The 19561-nt window shown below is 44.6% G+C and carries 12 protein-coding genes and 1 pseudogene; 2 read left to right on the top strand and 11 right to left on the bottom strand.

Going from position 1 to position 19561, the window contains the following annotated elements; all coding sequences use genetic code 11:
* Window positions 1-70 precede the first annotated feature (70 nt).
* Together rlmD and DBT49_RS00560 are read right to left on the bottom strand one after the other, a co-directional pair.
* Entirely contained in the window at window positions 71-1726 is a 1656-nt protein-coding gene (gene rlmD, locus DBT49_RS00565; protein ID WP_111872442.1) for a 23S rRNA (uracil(1939)-C(5))-methyltransferase RlmD, read from the bottom strand.
* Entirely contained in the window at window positions 1695-1874 is a 180-nt protein-coding gene (locus tag DBT49_RS00560) for a hypothetical protein (RefSeq protein WP_070559647.1), read from the bottom strand. The genes rlmD and DBT49_RS00560 overlap by 32 nt, the downstream gene beginning before the upstream one ends.
* A gap of 32 nt (window positions 1875-1906) precedes the next feature.
* Between DBT49_RS00560 and DBT49_RS00555 the strand changes: the two genes are divergently transcribed.
* Window positions 1907-2671 (top strand): alpha/beta fold hydrolase, encoded by a 765-nt coding sequence (locus DBT49_RS00555; protein WP_070559648.1) that lies wholly within the window; start codon window positions 1907-1909, stop codon window positions 2669-2671.
* 90 nt (window positions 2672-2761) lie between these two features.
* A pseudogene (locus DBT49_RS00550) lies at window positions 2762-3597 on the top strand (aldo/keto reductase).
* A 78-nt stretch (window positions 3598-3675) separates the two neighbouring features.
* Here DBT49_RS00550 and DBT49_RS00545 read toward each other — a convergent pair.
* From DBT49_RS00545 to DBT49_RS00505, 9 genes are all read right to left on the bottom strand, one after another.
* Window positions 3676-4161: an S-ribosylhomocysteine lyase gene (locus tag DBT49_RS00545; RefSeq protein WP_070559650.1), complete on the bottom strand. Its 486-nt coding sequence runs from the start codon at window positions 4159-4161 to the stop codon at window positions 3676-3678.
* Between the two features lie 76 nt (window positions 4162-4237).
* Window positions 4238-5215 carry a LacI family DNA-binding transcriptional regulator gene (locus tag DBT49_RS00540; protein ID WP_070559651.1) on the bottom strand — a complete coding sequence of 326 codons (978 nt, stop codon included), beginning with the start codon at window positions 5213-5215 and terminating at the stop codon, window positions 4238-4240.
* Window positions 5216-5238: 23 nt separating this feature from the next.
* Window positions 5239-6819, bottom strand: coding sequence for a bifunctional metallophosphatase/5'-nucleotidase (locus DBT49_RS00535; protein ID WP_070559652.1), 1581 nt, complete (start codon window positions 6817-6819; stop codon window positions 5239-5241).
* 11 nt (window positions 6820-6830) lie between these two features.
* Entirely contained in the window at window positions 6831-7646 is an 816-nt protein-coding gene (phnE, locus tag DBT49_RS00530) for a phosphonate ABC transporter, permease protein PhnE (RefSeq protein WP_070559653.1), read from the bottom strand.
* Between the two features lie 11 nt (window positions 7647-7657).
* A complete protein-coding gene (phnE, locus tag DBT49_RS00525) occupies window positions 7658-8461 on the bottom strand; it encodes a phosphonate ABC transporter, permease protein PhnE (protein WP_180754237.1) in 804 nt (267 codons plus the stop codon).
* Window positions 8462-8471: 10 nt separating this feature from the next.
* Window positions 8472-9209, bottom strand: a complete 738-nt coding sequence (phnC, locus tag DBT49_RS00520) for a phosphonate ABC transporter ATP-binding protein (RefSeq protein WP_070559655.1) — start codon at window positions 9207-9209, stop codon at window positions 8472-8474.
* Window positions 9210-9385: 176 nt separating this feature from the next.
* Window positions 9386-10429 carry a phosphate/phosphite/phosphonate ABC transporter substrate-binding protein gene (locus DBT49_RS00515; protein ID WP_083300488.1) on the bottom strand — a complete coding sequence of 348 codons (1044 nt, stop codon included), beginning with the start codon at window positions 10427-10429 and terminating at the stop codon, window positions 9386-9388.
* Between the two features lie 527 nt (window positions 10430-10956).
* Window positions 10957-14874: a G5 domain-containing protein gene (locus DBT49_RS00510; RefSeq protein WP_111872443.1), complete on the bottom strand. Its 3918-nt coding sequence runs from the start codon at window positions 14872-14874 to the stop codon at window positions 10957-10959.
* The gene (locus DBT49_RS00505; RefSeq protein ID WP_181646019.1) at window positions 14862-19397 is read right to left on the bottom strand and encodes a G5 domain-containing protein; all 4536 of its coding nucleotides are present in this window, start codon (window positions 19395-19397) and stop codon (window positions 14862-14864) included. Before DBT49_RS00505 ends, DBT49_RS00510 begins: the two co-directional genes overlap by 13 nt.
* Window positions 19398-19561: the final 164 nt, after the last annotated feature.

The raw sequence follows: 19561 nt of genomic DNA, 5'->3' as shown, positions 1-19561 counted from the left end.
AGAAGTACATATCTTTTTAATCTTAAAGTTTTTAAGTCTTAATTTTAAAATTTTCAATCTTAGATATTATTTAAATCATTCCAAAATGCTCTAAAGCATCTTCGATTGCTTTTTCTTTTTCTTCTGGGCAATTTGGCACTCTTTGATTTTCTTTCTTACTAAAATTATAATTTTCTCTCTCTATTAGACCATGTTTCCTTTTTATTTGTGCAATATATAGGCTTGAAACTTTTAGTCCGTATTTATCTAACACATACTTTTTAATTTCTCCATAAGTTGCGTCTTTTGAAAAGTCAATTTCAGATAATTCATCTTCCCCTATTTCTATATCTAAATGATGTTCTGTATTTAGTTTGGACAACAGAGCTACCGTCTCAACGTGGTGGGTTTGCGGGAACATATCTACGGGTTGAACCTTACCCAGTTGATAGCCCTGGTCGACAAATTTAGCTAAATCACGGGCTAGAGTGGCAGGATTGCAGGAGACATAGACGATTTTAGGCGGTTGGACCTCTAAGACAGACTGGATAAAGTCTTCCGCTAGCCCCTTGCGTGGTGGGTCAACGACAACGACATCGGGTTTAAGTCCCGCTTGGACCCAGTCCTGGATGACTTCTTCTGCTTTTCCAGCTTGGAAGGTCACATTATCCAGTCCATTGAGCTGAGCGTTTTCGCGGGCTTGGTCAATGGCATCAGGAACTACCTCGACCCCATAGACCTCTTTAGCGGCTTGGGCGAGACAAAGCGAAATGGTCCCAATCCCACAATAAGCGTCCACCACCACTTCATCGCCCTTAAGATCAGCGGCTTCCAGGGCTTGATGGTAGAGTTTTTCCGCTTGGCTGGTGTTGACCTGGAAGAAAGACTTGGAGGAAATCCGAAAGGTCAAGTCAAACATGCGGTCTTCATAAAGGTCCTCGCCATAAACCACCCGTTGGTCTTGGCCCATAATAACATTGGTATTTTTCTGGTTAGAATTAATCACAATAGAAACTAAGTCAGGAATTTCAGCTTTGAGTGCTGCAACGATTTTCTCTTCATCAGGGAGCATTTTCCCATTAATCACAATCACCAACATGACTTGGCCAGTATAGTAACCCTGGCGAACGATCAGATGGCGGAGTAGGCCTTGATGGGAGTCTTCATCATAGGCAGAAATGGGATACTGGTTAAGGATGGTCACTACTTTTTGTAAGGTCTGGTCAATCCCAGGCAGTTGAATTTGGTAATCAGTCATAGGGACTAATTTATGGGACCCCTTGCGGTAAAAGCCAGTATAGAGCTGGCCATCCGCTTGGCCAATCGGAATTTGAGCCTTATTGCGGTAGTGCCAAGGCTCTTCCATGCCGATGGTTTCTAGGACTTGGGTTTGGTCAAGCAGGCCTTGTTTTTGTAAGCTGTTGATCACCTGTTGGCGCTTGAAAGCGAGCTGGGCGGGATAGGCCATGTGTTGGAGGGGCATGGTTCCCGTTCTTAGGCCATTTTCATCACGGAGGGGAACGCGACTATCCGCATCATTATAGCGTTTGAGGACAATCGCAAAGGCAAACTTCTTGAGCACTTTAACCACCTTGACCTGGCAGTCCTCCCCCACCAAGGCATTTTGAATGAAGAGGGGGTAGCGGTCGATTTTAGCCACACCCATGCCTTCATAAGTTAGGTCAGTGATGGTGACATCGAGTATTTGATTCTTCTTAACTGGCGCTTGCCATTTTTTCTTTGCCATATTGACATCCTCTCTCTTTGGTCCTTTCTATTATATCATGGCAAAGCTTCGCCTGTTTCTCAATACCGCCTGGCGAAATATTTTTGACGGACAGGCGCTTTTTTATACTTTTCTTCCACTTTGTTTTATCCTTATTTAAAAGACCCAAATCAAAATTCCTGATAGAAAGGCAGATGTTTTGTGTCCATCACTATCCGTCATCGTTGGCTGGGCACCATTCCTTTACTGGAGTGCGCACCCAAAGACCAGGTCCATGACGCCTTACCCTTAATCATTTATTACCACGGTTGGCGGTCGCACAAGGAATTAAACCTCACCGCTGCTCGCCGCCTGGCCCGTTTAGGTTGTCGGGTTATTGTTCCCGATGCCACTAACCACGGAGAGCGCCAAGTTCCGGTCCAGGGCATTCCTTCCCAGACCTTCTGGCAGAGTATCCAAAGCAATCTTTTTGAATTTACCTATATCGTCAACTTCTTTCAAGAACGCCAACTGGCCAATGACCAAGTAGCGGTTGCTGGGGTATCTATGGGTGGGATAACCACCTTTGCCCTCCTAAGCCAACACCCTAAGATCCAAGCAGCAGCGGTCCTCATGGGAACACCCCAACCGCTAGCCTATGCTGAGCGTTTATACCAACATGCTAAAGCAGCTCAACGTTTCATGCCTGATGATTACTTTGACCTCATCGCCTGGCTAGAAAACTATGACCTATCTAGACACAGTGAGCGCTTAGGTCAACGTCCCTTGTTTATCTGGCACGGCCGCCAAGACCAACGCGTGCCCTTTGCCCAGACGGAAGACTTTGTTAAGCAAAACCCCAAGGCCCATATCCATTTTCTTGCTGAAGACGCTGGCCACCTAGTGGATATCGAGACCACCAAAGCCATGGTTGAGTTTTTCGACCATCACTTTATTAAAAAGGATTCCTCTGCCATTCACTCTTGATCAGATCAAACTGTTATGTCTCTCATCTGATCCGTGTTACTATGAAGTCAAATTCAAGCAGTCTGACAAAATAGAGAAAGGAAAGGTTCAATGAAAACCTATAAGTTATCTAATAGTGTTGAAATTCCTGCCATCGGTTTTGGTACCTGGAAATTAGAAGGCGACAAGGCAGTCAATGCGGTCTCCTACGCCTTGGAAGTGGGTTACCGCCATATCGATACTGCCCAGTACTATGGCAACGAACACGAAGTGGGACAAGCCATCAAAAAGAGTCCCGTGCCTCGGGAAGACATCTTCTTAACCACAAAAGTTTGGAACGATAAAGTCGGTTACGAAGATACCCTGGCTTCCTTTGAAAAATCCTTAGAAAAATTAGGCACAAACTATGTCGACCTGCTTCTCATCCACTGGCCTAATCCCAAGCCTTACCGAGAAGAACCTGGCTATAAGGAACGGAACGCCGAAGTCTGGCGGGCTCTAGAAACTATCTATGAAAAAGGCCAAGCCAAGGCTATTGGGGTCTCCAACTTCCTCCCCTACCACCTGGATGCCCTCTTAGAAACGGCTAAGATCATCCCTATGGTTAACCAAATTAAGTTAACCCCAGGACTCACCCAAGACGAGATCGTGGAGTATTGTAAGAAACATAACATTCTCCTGGAAGGTTATAGCCCGCTGGGGTCAGGTGAGATCTTCGACAATGAGGAAGTCCAAGCCATTGCCCAACGGTTAGGTTACTCCGTGGCTCAAATTGCCCTGGCCTGGTCCTTAAACCATGGCTTGTCCCACTTCCTCGGTCAAAAACGCCAGAAAATATCAAGGCCAACTTAGATGTCTTTGATATCCAACTGACTGACCGCGATGTGGAATTACTTGATACAGTCGCTGATATCGAAGCCCCCGATCCTGATAGTAAACCCTTCTAGAATGCAGAAAAAAGCGTTAGACCCACGATTTGGGAATAACGCTTTTTTTGTGTTTAAATTGAGCTTTGCTGGGCTAAACTAATCTTCCGGCACTTGGACCACTTGGCGGTCAAAGGGATCTTTGGAGAAGCCTTGGTCAAGGATCTTCTTAGCCCACTCTTGGGCACCGAAGAGGGAATGGTCCCGGTAATTCCCACAAGAAACTGCTTCAGTTCCTTGCACATCGGACCAATCGCTCTTAGTAATGTCACGTAAAACCTTAGTATAAGCTACCGCCACTTCTTCGGGTTCTGCTTGGCCCCACATGATTAGATAGAAACCAGTCCGACAGCCCATTGGGGATAAATCAATCACCCCATCCAGATAGTCACGAATATAAGCCGCTGACATATGTTCAATGGTATGGAGGGCTGCAGTAGGAATCGCTTGTTCATTAGGTTGAACTAAACGAATATCGAACTTGGTAATTTTATCACCATGTTGCCCCTCTTCACGACCAGCCACCCGCACATAAGGGGGTTTGACTTTATTGTGGTCTAAATCAAAACTTTCAACTTTTGCCATATTTCCACGCTCCTTTATCACTTTCATTATTAATAATAACACAGGCAGTGATAATGAGCTATGGCTCCCACTTAGCTTATGGCAAATGACTTTGCCGCAAGAGCATTTGGGGTTGGATTAGGATTTTTTGATAGGGCGCTTGGGGGTCTTTCAAACGCTCTAACAACCTTTCCACTGCGACCTGACCGATTTCTTCAGTTCTCACATCCACACTAGTCAGTTGTGGGGTCGTCACTTCCCCATAGGAATCCCCATTGATGGATAAGAGTGGCAGATCAATGTTTAAATCTTGCATGACCCCCAAAAAGCCAAAGGCGATGGGATCATTGGAACAGATGATCACATCAGGCAAGGACTCGCTTTGACTAAAGAATTTCTTAGCTGCTTGGGTACCGGAATAGGAACTTTGCTTGATGGAAATAATTTGTTGGCAGTCAATAGTCGGGTACTTCGGCAAGATAGCCCGTAGGATTTGTTCCTTACTACTCATCAAATGGGCCTGGTCAATTTCTTCACCAGATACATAAACCAAGGAATGATAACCCTCATCGGCGACCTGGTCTAACAAAAGTTCCATGGCTTTTTCAATATCATAGGCCACCTGGTCCATGTGATCAGGAAAAAAATTCATTAAACAAACCGTAACAATGGGGCAATTGTGGTAAGAAGTAATAATCTCTTTTTGTTCTTCTTTAGTAAAATTGCCCAATAAAAGGATGCCATCAAAAGTCCGTTTGAATTTCTTTAAGCGACTAATGGGAACAAAATAACAGCTATAACCATATTCATGAACGATGGACTCAATTCCAAAACGCATATTAAAATAATAGGCATTGTCAATATGGTCGCGGAAATGGTCATCTTTATGGATAACGAGAATATCATAGGCATAACTACTGACTCCACGAATGGTATAGTTCATGGCCTGCGCCACAGCATTAATCTCTTGACGGGTAGAGCTTTTAACGGATAGGGTAGGATCTTCTCTCAATACTCTAGAAATTGTTGATACAGAATAACCTGTTGCCTTGGCAATATCCTTTAAAGTTGTCATCTACTCACCTTCAACACCTTGATCTAAATATCGTCACTGATTGCTTGATAACCTATCACTTGATAATTGTCGTTTTCTGGGACTTCAACAAGGTCATGGTCAGCGAAATAATTGATGATTAAATTGGGAATGTCAGTAGTCAGATCTTCTAAGACTTTGTCTCTAGAGAAATGCGGGAAGTTACCGCCTCCCGCCATCCGATATTGGTTAATGGCTAGGTATAATTCATCATCATCTTTAACTTCTTGCCCCTGATAATCGAGTTGAACAATCCGCTGGCCTCGGTCTTTAGACACATCAATCGTGTAGTCAATCCCAGAATAAATATCATAGTTATAAACTTCGACTTTAGGATTGAGGTAGTCCTCACTAATTACCAGTCGGCCTTGGTCATCTAAGGCAAAATATTCGGCATTCTTTTCCAAGTTTTCCCTTAATTCTTTACCGGTGAGCTTAATCTTACATAAACCGTTAGAGAAGGGATAATTAATCACCAAATCACGCACAGTGACTTCTTGCTTCAAACCATAAACATCCAGATTAAAGACTGAAGAAGCTGAAATATCCGTCCCTGCAGCCTCCATCTGAATTTTATTGGTCAAGGCAAAATACGGATTGCCCTCAACTTGAGCTTCAAAGAAATTATCCACTAAGGCGGGTCGATCCAAATGCCCCAGCGGTTGGTCAAGCCAGTCTTGAATCTTTTCATTATCCTCTGCCAAAAGTTCTTCTAGCTCTTGGTCAGCCGGCTGATCAGCGAGTGAATGTAATTGGCAGCTCTCCACCCGCTTATTCAGCTGACCATCTGCGTCTTTATCCAGCTCTAAAATGACTTCGCCATATTTTTGCGCCCGAAAACCCGGCTGAATGATGGGTATTCCCTGCCATACGGTCGCAATCTCACGGTGTTGGTGCCCGGTAAAGAAGGCATCAATCGGCAAGCCACTGGTTAATAGGGCATAGCCTTCATTTTCTCCGGTTAAGTCTTCTTCCGGTTGGCCGGTCTCTAAATTACATTCAAAGCCCCCATGGTAGGTAATGAAGATAAGATCACAGTGTTCGCTTTCTTTCATGAAGGGAATATAATATTGGGCTGTCTCCAGGGCGGACTTAAATGCTAAGCCCGCAATATTTTCTTCCTTCTCCCAGTGAGGGATATACTGGGTCACTAATCCCAAGACACCAATTCGAATATCTTCACATTGAAAAATCCGATAAGGCTTATGGCAGAAAACCTCTCCATCTGAAATCACATTAGCCAAAGCCAGGGAATCAGGCATATGGCTTATGGTTTTCTTTAAGTAATCTAAGCCAAAATTAAATTCATGGTTACCCAGGGTCCAGACATCAGGCTGCACATAATTATAGACCTGGCTGGATATCTTGGCATAGTCATGATGGCTTTCCTCATAATTGGTCAAGGGCGAGCCCTGAATCATATCCCCACTTTCCAGATACAGAAGATGCTCTTCTTGGCGACGCTTGGCCTTTAAAACACTGGCAAAACGTGATAAACCGTTAGCCGTCTTTTTATTTCTTGCTTGAAAACTTTGGGTTGAAAAATGGCCATGAACATCACTCATGGCGAGTAAAGTTAATTTCATGCTTGTCCTTTCTAAAAGTGACCATAGGCGAGGTATTGACGCAGGCGGGTAGAAATGGCTTCCACTAAGAAGACCAGTAAGATTAAAGCAATTAAAATGGCGCCCACTTGATTCCAGCGATAAGAGTTAATCGCAAATAGTAGGGGAGCCCCAATCCCACCAGCACCAACCAAACCTAGGGTAGTTGCATCTCGAATATTCATATCGAAACGATAGATTAAAGTCGATAAGAAACTAGCCGATAACTGTGGAATGATACCAAACATGATCTGGTCCATGGTGGTCGTTCCCATGGCGCGGAAGGCTTCCAGGATGTCGGTATTTAAATCGGCAATGGTTTCTGAAAAGAGCTTGGTTAACATCCCAATCGAGGTAAAGGTCATGGTTAAGACCCCCGCAGCTGGCCCAGGACCAGTTACCCGGATAAACATCAATCCGTATACAATGGCTGGGACGGTCCGAAGCATCATAATCACCACTCGGAAGATTGCGGCTAGCCAAGCAGGAACCACATTACTGGATGATAAAAAAGCTAAAGGTAAAGAAATGATACCACCAATTAAGGTCCCAACAAAAGCAATACAGACGGTTTCAAATAATAAAAACCATAAACCACTGGAAGAAAAATCCGTCAACATAGTCATATCGGGATGAAGCACCCCAGAGATGATTTCTCCAGCTACAGCCCAGCCGTCCTGGCTATAATTGGAAAAATCAATCACACTGGATGACCAAAATAATACCAGCAGCACAATGACAGTAATGACTCCTTGAATGGCACGGTAATTCGGCTCTTTGTCTAATACGCTTTGAATTGAATCTGTCACAGCTAGCCCTCCTAACTAATCTTACGCCGAATATAACGGCTTAAGTTCTCGATGATGAAAACAGTTATTAATAGGACAAAGAGAATGGTCCCAACTTTTTCATAATCACGCCAACCAATATTTTCATTAATAAGTAAACCTAAACCGCCGGCGCCCACATAACCTAAGATCGAGGCATAACGCACATTCCCTTCAAAGTTAAAGAGGGCGGTAGACAGATAGAAAGGCATAATATTAGGAATCACCCCTTTTAAAAAGGCAAAAGGACGGGTATAACCCATAGCAATCATAGCCTCAAAGGCTCCTAAATTAGTGGTTTCAATTTCTTCATACAAGAGCTTACCCACATAGGAAAATGAAAACAGGAAGATGGCTACCGTCCCTGCCAAAGTCCCTAGACCAAACAAATAAGTCGCGATCAAGGCAGAAACTAAGGTTGGAATGGTACGAATAATGGTAAATAACACCTTAACCAACCAGTTCACTGGCGCAAAATGGACCATATTGGATGAGGCTAAAAAGGCAAAGGGTAAGGCAACTGCCGCCCCAGCAAAAGAGCCAAATAATGACATCTTAATGGTATCCAGCAAGGGTTGGATGACATCAGATAGATAGGACCAATCCGGTTGAAAGAGTTGGGCAACGATAGTAGTTAACTGGTGGCCCCGTTTTATAATGTCAGCGAAATCAAACTCGGTCACCTCTAAGGCAACATATAAAGCAATGGCTAAAACTAATACAATCACTGGCGTCCAAGAGCGTTTTTCTTTAAATACCTTTCCAGAAGCCAGTTGATATTCTTTTCGTTTAAACACTTTAATCCCCCTAAGACTTCTTGTAAATCGTATCTAAAATCTCTTGATTAACCTCACTACTTGGACCATAATAAACAATCTTCCCTGAATTAATTCCGATGACACTATCGGCATAATCTAGGGCCATACCGACATCATGGATATTAATTAAAATGGTAATATCTTGGCTTTGATTAATATTTTTAAAGTAATCCATAACCTGCTTAGAAGAAATCGGGTCCAAACTGGCTACCGGTTCGTCTGCTAAAATAATCGATGGCTCCTGAACCAAAGTTCGAGCTAGGGCCACCCTTTGTTTTTGTCCACCAGACAATTGGTCGACCCGGTCATAGGCCTTATCCAGAATATCGACACTTTCTAAGGCTTCCAGGGCTTTAACCTTTTGCTCTTCTGTAAATAGAGAAAATAGTTTCTGATGCCAGGCTAAGTCAGGCAAAAAGGCATTTAAAACATTATTTAAGACCGTGGTCTTCTCCACCAGGTTAAAAGATTGAAAGACCATACCAATATTTCTCCGGAATTTTCTTAATTGGCTACCTTCTAAGGCCGAAACATCCCTATCGTTAACGGTTAATTTTCCTCCGTTAATGTCATGCATCTTATTAATGGTACGAATTAAAGTCGATTTCCCCGCTCCGGATTTCCCTACAATGGCGACAAAACGACCATTGGGAATTTCTAAATTAATATCATCTAAAGCCTTTAATCCACCTTCATAAACCTTATCCACATGTTCAAATCGAATCATTTTTTATTCCTTTCTCCAAAACATGATCGCTCACAACAGCTAAAACAAACGACTTAACCACCATAAGTAGAAATAGGAAAAGTGCATTCAACCAATCTTTAGCCATTGATCGAAGCACTTTTTTATCCTAATAACTTATTCATAAACTCAAAATAACCATCGAGTTATTATCTCAATTAATTCATTTCTTGCACTAATTTTTGGGCTTCACGTTCGGTATCATAGTCAGATGGTTCTGCCTTTTCATATCCTTCGTGGGTGTAAACGGCAATAATTTCTTGGCCTTCCTCTGTTTGAGCAATATTGATGAAAGCTTCCTGTAAGGCTTGGGCTAATTCAGGAGTCATGTTTTCAGAGTTCTTGGATACGGAAATGGTATCGTTCATCATTGGTTTAGTGACCCCAATCACTTGAACTTCTTTCCAAATGTTATCACTACCACCGAGTTGTTCTTGCCATTTTTCTTCATTATCTAAACGGGCATCCGCATAGGTAACCATAACATCCACTTGACCTGAAGCTAAACGGGCAAAAGCTGAAGCATAGGAGTCCGCTTGCACCACATTAGCTAAGTCAGTAATATTCTTACCATAGTTATCTTGTAACCAAAGGGATGGATAGATGTAACCCGCTGGGGATGAAGTCCCCATCACTGACCAGTTGGCTGAATTGAGGTCTTCCCAGTTGAGTTCTTCGCCATTATTTACCTTTTCGGCTAATTCTTGACCTTTTTCACTAGGTCCCGCTAAGATGAGGCCGTGATAGTAAGTCACTTGGTCGTCTACTTTAGTTACTGGTTCTTTATTCCAGTCTTGAGGATTTTCACCAGTAACCGAAAGTCCGCCACGAGTAGCAGTTAAGATCGGTTCGATGCCTTCTTCATAAAGGACATAGGTCCCACCAGGAATAAAACCAACGTCAGTAGTCCCAGCTTCTAAGGCTTCACCGGTTGCTTCATAACTGGTTCCCACGTTGATATCGACATTATCAACAGTGAATCCTTGTTTTTCTAATTCTTCCTTCAAGATGTCCTTCAAAGGATCAGTGACCGTAATAATTTCTTCAGGGTCACGGGAAGGAACGAATTCTACTGATAAAGTATCGATATGATTACCTGCCTCAGCTGAATCCCCACTCTCTCCACCTTCATTACCACAAGCTGCCAAACCAAAAGCGGTTAATACACTTAAACCACTCAATAGCCATTTTTTGATACTCATTTTATCCTCCTTGTAGGCTGTTTATTCAATTACTCTTACACCTACAGGATCTCATACTTATATAAAAATACCGTCAATTCAAAGTATAGTTTTTGTAAATTTTCACATGTTTTAGTAAAAATTTTTACCTCTTAATAAATTTTCCAACAAAAAAACGAGCTTTCGCTTGAAAGCTCGCTGGGAGAAAAATATAAAGAAATTTATTTGGACTGTCTTTATCATAAAGGCCATTTGTGAAAAAGCTATGAATTAATTAGGCAAATGTTTCTAACTTTTATGAATTTTCATCTCAATCCATAAAAAAAGCCGAAGCGAAACACTTCGGCTAAAAACCTATTCCAAAAGTCAGCCCTGACGTCCACTTCACGAACTATGTGCGATAGGCTCCCGCCTATCTTCCATAGTTTGTTCCAGTGGTTCAGGGCTCTTTTGACTTTTGTCACACTCTCTAAAAACCTATTCCAAAAGTTAGGACTGAGCCTAGCTTCAGGGCGCTTTTATTTTACTTTCTAAGTTTTTTAACAAACTTAATCTTTCTTCTTACGGTCGAGTCTGAGACAGCCCAATCCAGCCAGAAGTAGGGATAAACCGACTCCTGTCACTGAAGCAACCGCACCCGTTTGTGGGAGAACTGAAGCCACTTGAACAGGTTGGGCACTTGCTGTTGAGCTAGCCTTGTGACTCGCCGGACTGAGGCTTGCGGATGAGGCTGGGTCAAGCGTTGGATCCTCACTGACCAGTTTACCGGTTGAAGCGTCTCCTTCTGAAGTTTTATCTGTTGAGACTGCATCCCCCTCAATACCAGAACCTGGTATCGGATTTCCGGGTGTGGTGTGATCGGATGGATCCTTACTTGGAACTAGGTTATTTGAGCTGGACCCACCTGGTGTGTCAGGTTCAGAAGTGTCTTGACCGGGTTTCTTGTCCCCTGGTTGAGGATCTTCTGATGTCTGACTACCTGGCTTGTCATGGCCTGGTTGATCATCACTTGGGCGAGGATTTTCCGGTGTATCCCGTCCTGGACTAGGCTCTCCTGGTTGCGGTGTTTCAGGATTGCCTTCCTCTGGAGTGTTATTACCAGGCTTTTCAGGTTTTCCTGTATCTGGAATATGCCCACCTGGTGTGGTGTTATCGCCAGGTTTGTCCTCATTTGGCTTGTCGGTATTTGGTTTGTCTTGTCCAGGTTGATCGGGTTGACCAGGAACTGGGCAGATTGGGCAATCCGGTCCCACTTCAATGATATGATCTACCGCTGCGACTTCATTATGACGGTCTGCTTGGAGTGGGCCGTCAGCTTGGCCGTTCTTAATTTTTTGGGTAAAGGTAACGTCATAAGAGCCTCTGACCCCTTCTTGGACGGTCTTCACTTGACCTGGTTTCAAGGCCTCATTGCGACGAACAATCACCTTAAAGGCCGTTTCGAAGTGTTCGGTATGGCTGACTTGACCGGTAAAGTCCTTGCCGCCTACCTTAATGACTTCGGTCACTGGTTCCTTGGTGACCACAGCACTCGGTGTCCCCACAACTTGAGAGTTTTCAATGGTTACGGTGGTGGTCTTTTGACCGACTTGACCAGGGGTTTCTAGCTTGTATTCACCCTTATTGAGGCTTGGATCAACTTCTACGACCACCTTGAATGGAATTTCTTCCGTATGGGTGTAGCTTCCATCAGTCTTCGCTCCAATGCGGACAATTTTCTTCACTGGCGCCTTAGTTTGAGTGGTCTCACCTGGAGTCGATTCCGTCACTTGACCATTGACAATGGTATGGGTGATTGGGGTTTCTTCTTCCCCGACAAGGCCCTCTTGGTCAACAACTTCAGTGCCTGGGGCAAGACTTGGATCTAGTTTGTATTCCACTTCAAATGGTACCGGGTTCTTATCCACGGTGGTGAAACTTCCGGTAAAGTCCTTGGTACCCACCTTAACGATATGCTTGGCAGGCGTCACCACGGGCACTTCTTCAGTCACCACTTGACCGTTAACCACCTTGTTGACCAGTTTAGTGGTCACATGACCCGGCACGACTTGGACGGTTTCCACCTTGCCCTTGTCGAGACTTGGATCGTATTCAAAGATGGTTTCGACAGGGACATCCTTATTGCTTTCATGGGTGTTACCTGCCACCGGTTTGGTACCTACTTCAATGATATGAGCTTTCGGTGCAGTGTAGGCGCCGTCTTGGCTGACAGGTGCCCCTTCCGCTTGGCCATTCTTGATGGCTTGGGTATAGTCCGTGGTCTTGGAGCCTGGGACGCCTTCTTGCACAGTCTTCGATGTTCCCGCTGGTAAATCAGGATTTTCTTTGATTTCAACTGGGAATGGGACTGGACAAGTGTTGGAGAACTTGTAGTCGCCGGTAAAGTCCTTGGACCCAACACGGACGATTTGTTTAGCTGGGGTCACAAGGGTTTCTTCTGTATTAACCACCTGGCCGTCCACAACTTTAGAAACAACCTTAGTTTCTGTCTTCCCTGGAGTCAATTGACCGGTTTCAACTTGACCTTTTTCGAGGCTATCATCGAAGACATATTCAACTTCAACTGGAATTTCCTTGTTGATGGCCGTTTCTGTGCCTGCAACCGGCTGGGTGCCGACTTCAACGATATGCGCTTTCGGCTCAACCGGGTTGGTGATGGTTTTAGCTAAGTCACCATCGGATTGACCATTCTTAACGGCTTGCGTATAGGTCACGTCATAGGAACCTGGCTGACCTTGTTGAATCAGCTTAGTTTCGCCAACCTTGAGATTTGGATTCTCACGCACTTCTACCTTGAAAGGCACCTCGAAGCGTTCCGTATGGCTCACTTGACCGGTAAAGTCTTGGTTACCGACCTTGATCACTTGAGTCACAGGTGCCTTGGTTACTTTAGAGACGGGCTCGCCAACAATTTGAGAATTTTCAATGGAGACGGTCGTTTCCTTGCTACCTGGTTGACCTGGCGTTATCACTCGGTACTCACCCTTAGCTAAAGGAGGATCGACTTCAACCTTGACATCAAATGGAATTTCTTCTGTGGAGGTATGGCTACCATTCGTCTTGGCACCGATGCGTACGATCCGATTTTCAGGAGCGATCACTTCTCGAGTCTCACCGAAGACCTTATCTGCCAGTGTGCCATTGACGTATTTCTGACTGACCTCACGTTCGATTAAACCGAGTTTCCCGTCTTGTTCAACCACTTCTTGGCCAGCTTTCAGGCTCGGGTCAAGGATATATTCGGTCTTGAATGGTGCCAAGCTCTGTTCGGTATGCTTGAATTCACCGGTGTAGTCCTTGGTTCCGACCACAATCACTTGTTTGGCTGGGGTGACCACTTCTTCAGTTGTGGTTTCGATCTTGCCAGTTTGAGGGTTGAACTTATTGACGATCTTACTTTCAACCTTGCCTGGGCTGTAAGCACCCTTTTCAACCGTTCCTTTGTCCTTGGTCTTGTCGTAGACGTATTCAATCTCAGCAGGAACTTCCTTGACTCTCGTTTCAGCGTTTTCCGGAGCCTTGGTGCCGACCTTGATGATATGGGTCTTAGGTTCAGTGCGGGCAATTTCTTCCGCCTTCAACTCACCATCAGCTGCCCCATTCTTAATAGCTTGACTGTACTTAGTGGTCTTAGATCCGTTTTCACCCTTTTGAACTTCTTGAATTTCAAAGAGTGGAAGAGTTGGATCTTCTTGGATTTCTACCTTGAATGGTAGTGTTTCAGTGACATTATGGGAAACTTCTCCAGTAAAGTCTTGGTCACCAACTTCAACAATATGTTTGACCGGTGCCTTGGTGGTCGTCACGCTTGGTGTGCCGACGACTTGGGAGTTTTCGATGGTTACCGTGGTGGTTTGTTCACCGGGTTGACCTTCTTGAAGGACTCTGGTTTGTCCCTTCTTAAGGTCAGGCGCCTTTCTCACTTCAACTTCGAATGGGAGAGCTTCCTTGTGGGTATAGGTGCCATCGGTCTTCGTCCCGATTTCAATCACGCGGTCTTTGGGTTCTCTGACCGTGGTGTAGTCACCAAGGACTTGTTCGCCGAGTTTTCCATTGGTGAAGGATTGGCGAACGGTCCGTTCCTTGAGACCAGTATTCCCCGCTTCAACCACCTTGACTTCATTTGGCGCCAAGTTAGGGTTGATGGTGACCTGGGTATTGTTTGGAATCACATCTGTATCCTTGTATTCAAAGTTCCCGGTGTAATCCTTGGTCCCGACGATGATTTGTTGCTTGGCTGGGGTCACGATATTTTCAACGGTGTTGACTACTTGGCCGTCAACCACCTTGGAAACGACCTTGCTTTGGGTCTTGCCAGGAGTGACCTGACCGGCTTCAACAAAGCCCTTGTCCTTGGTGTTGTCGTAAAGGTATTCCACTTCAACCGGAACGTCTTGTTGGATTGGGGTTTCCGTGCCAGAAACTGGCTGGGTGCCGACTTCGATCACGCGGTTTACTGGTTCCACGCGGTTGGCTTCGGTCTTCTTGAGTTCACCATCAGCTTGGCCATTCTTGATAGCTTGACTGTAGGTGACATCAACAGAACCTGGCTTGCCTGCTTCAGGACCTTGGTCTCGCCAGCTTTGACGTTGGGGTTGTAGCGGATTTCCACCGTATTCGGTACCGGTACCGTTTCGGTATGGGTTACTTGGCCGGTAAAGTCCTTGTTGCCGATCTTGATTAAAGCATTGGTCGCAGGGGTTTCTTGAGTCACCTTGCCTTGGCCGACCACAGAGTTAGTAATTGGCCATTCGGTGGTCCGTGAGCCCACTGCACCTGGGGTCACGATTTCATACTTGCCGGCTTCGATAGCTGGGTCGTATTCTACCGTGTAGCTAAATGGCAGTTTTTCAGTGTAAGTATGGACACCTTCTGTCTTAGCGCCCACCTTGATCTTGCGGTTGACTGGCGCCTTGGTCTGAACCGGATCAGAAACCACTTTTTCACCAGGAACACCATTGCTAATACTTTGGGTCACCTTGGTGGTCGTTTCGCCTAGCTGGCCTTTTTGAACTTCAACCACTGCATTTGGAGCCAGACTTGGGTCCACTTCAACTTCGGTTTCAAAAGGCAGGACATTGGTGTATTCATGGCTGAATTCGCCGTTATAGCCTTGAGTCCCGACAATAATCTTCTTATTGACAGGTGCCTTGGTTTCGGTCGTGGTGGTGGTTCCTGGGGTCACCGTCCCATCTTGAGCAGTTACTGGAGTGGTCTTGCTTTCTTCACCTGGCACCCCTGTGTTTGGCACGACTTCAACGCTTCCAGCAGGCTTCGTATTGTCGTATTCGATTTCCACATCGAATGGTTTTTGGTTGGTGGTCATCACAGTGGTAGAGCCAGTTAAAGGCTTGGTGCCAACACGAATAATGTGTTCTTGAGGCGCGCTTTCCGCTTTGACAGTTGAAGTCAGGGCGCCATCCGCTGTCCCATTCTTGATGGCTTGGCTATAAGTCGTGGTCTTAGACCCTGGAATCCCTTCTTGGTCCACATGGTAGGTGCCCTTGTCTAGGGTCGGATCTTCAATGACCTTGACTGGGAATGGGACTTTTTCGGTCACATCGTGGCTAACTTCGCCGGTAAAGTCTTGGTCACCCACTAAAACGACCGCATTTCTAGCTTGTTCATTGATAGTTGGTTCAGAAGTAGCGGTCACTTGGGAGTTTTCGATGGTCAGGGTCTTGGTCTGACTGCCTGACTTACCTGGGGTTTCAAGCTTGTATTCGCCCTTCTTCAAACTTGGGTCCTTCTTGACTTCCACTTGGAATGGAATTGGTTCAGTCACTTGGTGGCTGCCATTGGACTTGGCGCCAATGCGGACCACCCGTTTGACTGGGACTTTAGTTTGAAGGCTTTGACCTGGGGTGGAAGCCGTCACCTGACCATTTTGGATGGTATGGATAGTTGTGGTGGTCTTCTCACCGAGAGCACCTGGGTTTTCCACTATTTCCTTACCAGGTTCAAGGGTATTATCAACAATATATTCAGTTTCATAAGGAATTGGATCCTTGTCGACGGTTTCAAAGCTGCCGGTGTAGTCTTTTTGGCCCACCTTGATCACCGCATTGACTGGGGCTACCGTTTCAACGACCGGCTCGCCCACAACCTTGGAGTTCTCAATGGTCCAGGTCTTCTTATTGGAACCGGCTTGTCCTGGGGTCACGACCTTGTAGTTTTCGGTCGCATCAGGATAGTTCTTGTAGAAGTCCGGATCGAATTCCACCGTATACTTGAATGGAATTTCATCGGTATCGACAACCTTTCCGGTAGTCTTGGTACCGACTTTGACTTTCTTAGGCTGAGCTGGTTTCGTCGTAGCCTTCGTGATAGTGACCGCACCAGTTTGAGGGTCTCTGGTCGTTTTCACGGTAACTACGCCGTCTTGGCCTTCCTCCACAACGACCGGTTCAGCAGTCGGTTCCATATTTGGATCCACTTCAACTTCAACAGGTCGAGGGATCGCCACAGTTTCTTCAACCGGTTTAACCCCAACCTTCACTAAACGGTCTTGTTTCTCTTCAATGGTTTCGGTCCGTTTGCGGAAAAGTTGGTCGCCAGCTGTAAATTGGCCAGTGGCAGGGTCAACCAGACCTTTTTGGCCATTGATCACATCTTGTTCGAAGATGGTCCGTTCCTTACCAGGTTTACCTGGGGTCACCACTTGGATGGTTCCTGCAGGCAGAGTTTCATCGATGACTTCCTTAGTTTCATAAGGGATCAGCTTGTCATCGGTGTCGGTAACGGTTGTCTTGTATTTCGGACGGGCGATGAATTGGGCGGCCACTTCTTCACTCGACCATTGCTCAGATTTTTTATCTTGGTAATTGACCTTAACAGGGATGAAGATATTTTCTCCCCCAATAATCGTCGCATTTTCAGGAACAGTGGCTGTGACCACACCTGTATCTTTATCAATTGTTACATTTTCCCAGATATTGCCTTTATCATCCTTGTAGCCACCCTCTTGAGGAATGAGCTCATAGGATTTCGGTAACCGTTTTTTCTTTTCTGGGTCAGGTTCTGGGTCAGGTTTAATAATAGGTTTATTCGTTAAAGTATCCCCTTGGAAACCTACCTCAGCAGGATATTCTGGACGATTGTTGTTAGAGTCTTGAACTACAAAGTGGAACCAGTGGGTATCCTTTGAGCCGTTGGTGTAGGTGTAATCTACAGAGACAGCTATAAATTCACCAGCTTTAGCGTTCTTAGGTGCTTTAATAGAGAAGGTAGAGAGATCACTTATATCATGTGTGATAGTCCACTTCTCATCTTCTCTTAAATCCTCTACTTTTTTCCCTAAGCGATCAGCTATTTTTTGGTTTTCAATATTAATGAAGTCTTTATTGATAACGCCCGTAGCTTCTCCTCTATTTCTAGCCGCATTCATCTCTTTACCAGATTTTTGATTTGGTTTAGCTTTATCACCTGTAGGCTCGTACATTTCAACCTTAAATGCTTTACCTGGAAAGATAGAAGAGGAGGTGTGATCTTCGGTATCCTGTTTGTCATTATCAATGAAAGATTGGTCATAGTATCGAGTGTCGTCCAGGTTAACTGTAATTTCACCTAACAAATTATAGTTATCGTAGCGGGCGATACCTTGCTTATCGGCTATAACTTCCTTCCCGTTGTGGTTAAGAGTCTGAGTGCCGGCACCGGTTTCGACGTATTTGAAAGGGGAAGTGTCCCAGCCCTCTGCAACGGCTGTCTTATATTCTTCCATTGTCGGAACACCGGTTTCATACATGTTCTTGGTGTCAGCAGCTTCTTGGAATTCCGCAGCGGTTCGTGGTCGAGCAAAGAATTGGGCCTTAAGGCTTTGGATGCCTTTAAATTTTTCGGTGTTGAAGATAGAATTTGGATCTTCCAAGGCACCCTTAGGCATGGCAAAGATAATTTGGCCAAGTTTAATATCATCCCCTAATTTAGTTTTGAATTCATCAATATTCTTAGGGGTAATAATGAAGGCGTTAGCTTCTTTTACTACAGAACCATCTGGATGGTAGACTTGGCCCACTACCCGGTCATAGTCAGCAGGATCGAGATTTTTAATATGGGCCCCTGTCTTAATATAACCTTCTTTAACAGCTACACGGTTAACATTGGTATCTCCAGCTACCTTAATCAGAGATAAATTAGCATTTTCATTTGGATAGGGGTTGACACCAAAAGTGAAGCCAAAATTACCACTATTTAATAATTGTTTATCTGTATCTAAATTATTTATATTATATTTATCCCTAAAGGAAATAGTAGTTTCTTTATTATTTACATTATTAATATGTTTTAGGTCTTCTTGACTCAAAGTAGAGTTAATATTTCTCTGAGGTCCATTAGCGTCAATCCTAGCACCTTCAGTTGGTTTATAATCGACATTTTTACCATTTAAAGCTGTAGAAGACCCCACATTTTCAAATTCTACAGTTCTATTAGTTCTAACTGGTGCATTCAGTTTAGAATCAGTGAAAGAAACATGATTATAAGTCCTCTCAGAATCATTCCGGTCAAATGAGATATCAATCCCATAAGTTCTCTTATCATCTGAACTTGCTGAAGGATTGGTAACGACATGGCTTACCCCTTCAGTCTTACCAGATTGTTCCGTAGCAGTATGAGTAATCCCATTATTAGCCATTTCTGACTGCCGGTAGGTACCAACATTTTTCTCATCTTCCGAATAGTTTACATTGTCTGGATTCGTCACACTCGCTGGCACAATCGGCATATTGACAGTATCCGCAGGTAGGCCGGACGTGCTAGCGGCATCACCGGAAGCGGGTTGGTCAGTGTTGACTGCTGCCCCTTCTGCGGCGTAGAAGCCAGCTTGGTCAGCTGGATTCACTGCATCAACTGCCAGGGCCGAACTTGGCTGACTAGGCTGTTCTGCAGCTTGCACTTCTTGGCCTTGACCAGCTAAGAAGGCAGCAATGGCGACACTTCCCACCCCCAAGGTGGTTTTTCTTATTGCATATCTATAATTCTTCTCCATTGTTCTCCTCCATGCAATCGAAGACTTTAACTTATACAATATTACACTAATGATATAAGTTAATTTAGTTAAACTATATATTAACATCTTAAAAGCATAATTAAATTCTTTTTTTATTTATATTAAAGCTACAGTGGTTCCACTGTATAATTAGCCCTAATAAT

Source organism: Aerococcus mictus (assembly GCF_003286595.3).
Taxonomy (GTDB): Bacteria; Bacillota; Bacilli; order Lactobacillales; family Aerococcaceae; genus Aerococcus; species Aerococcus mictus.
Note: the sequence above shows the minus strand (reverse complement) of the source record. Positions and strands in the feature narration are given on the sequence as shown.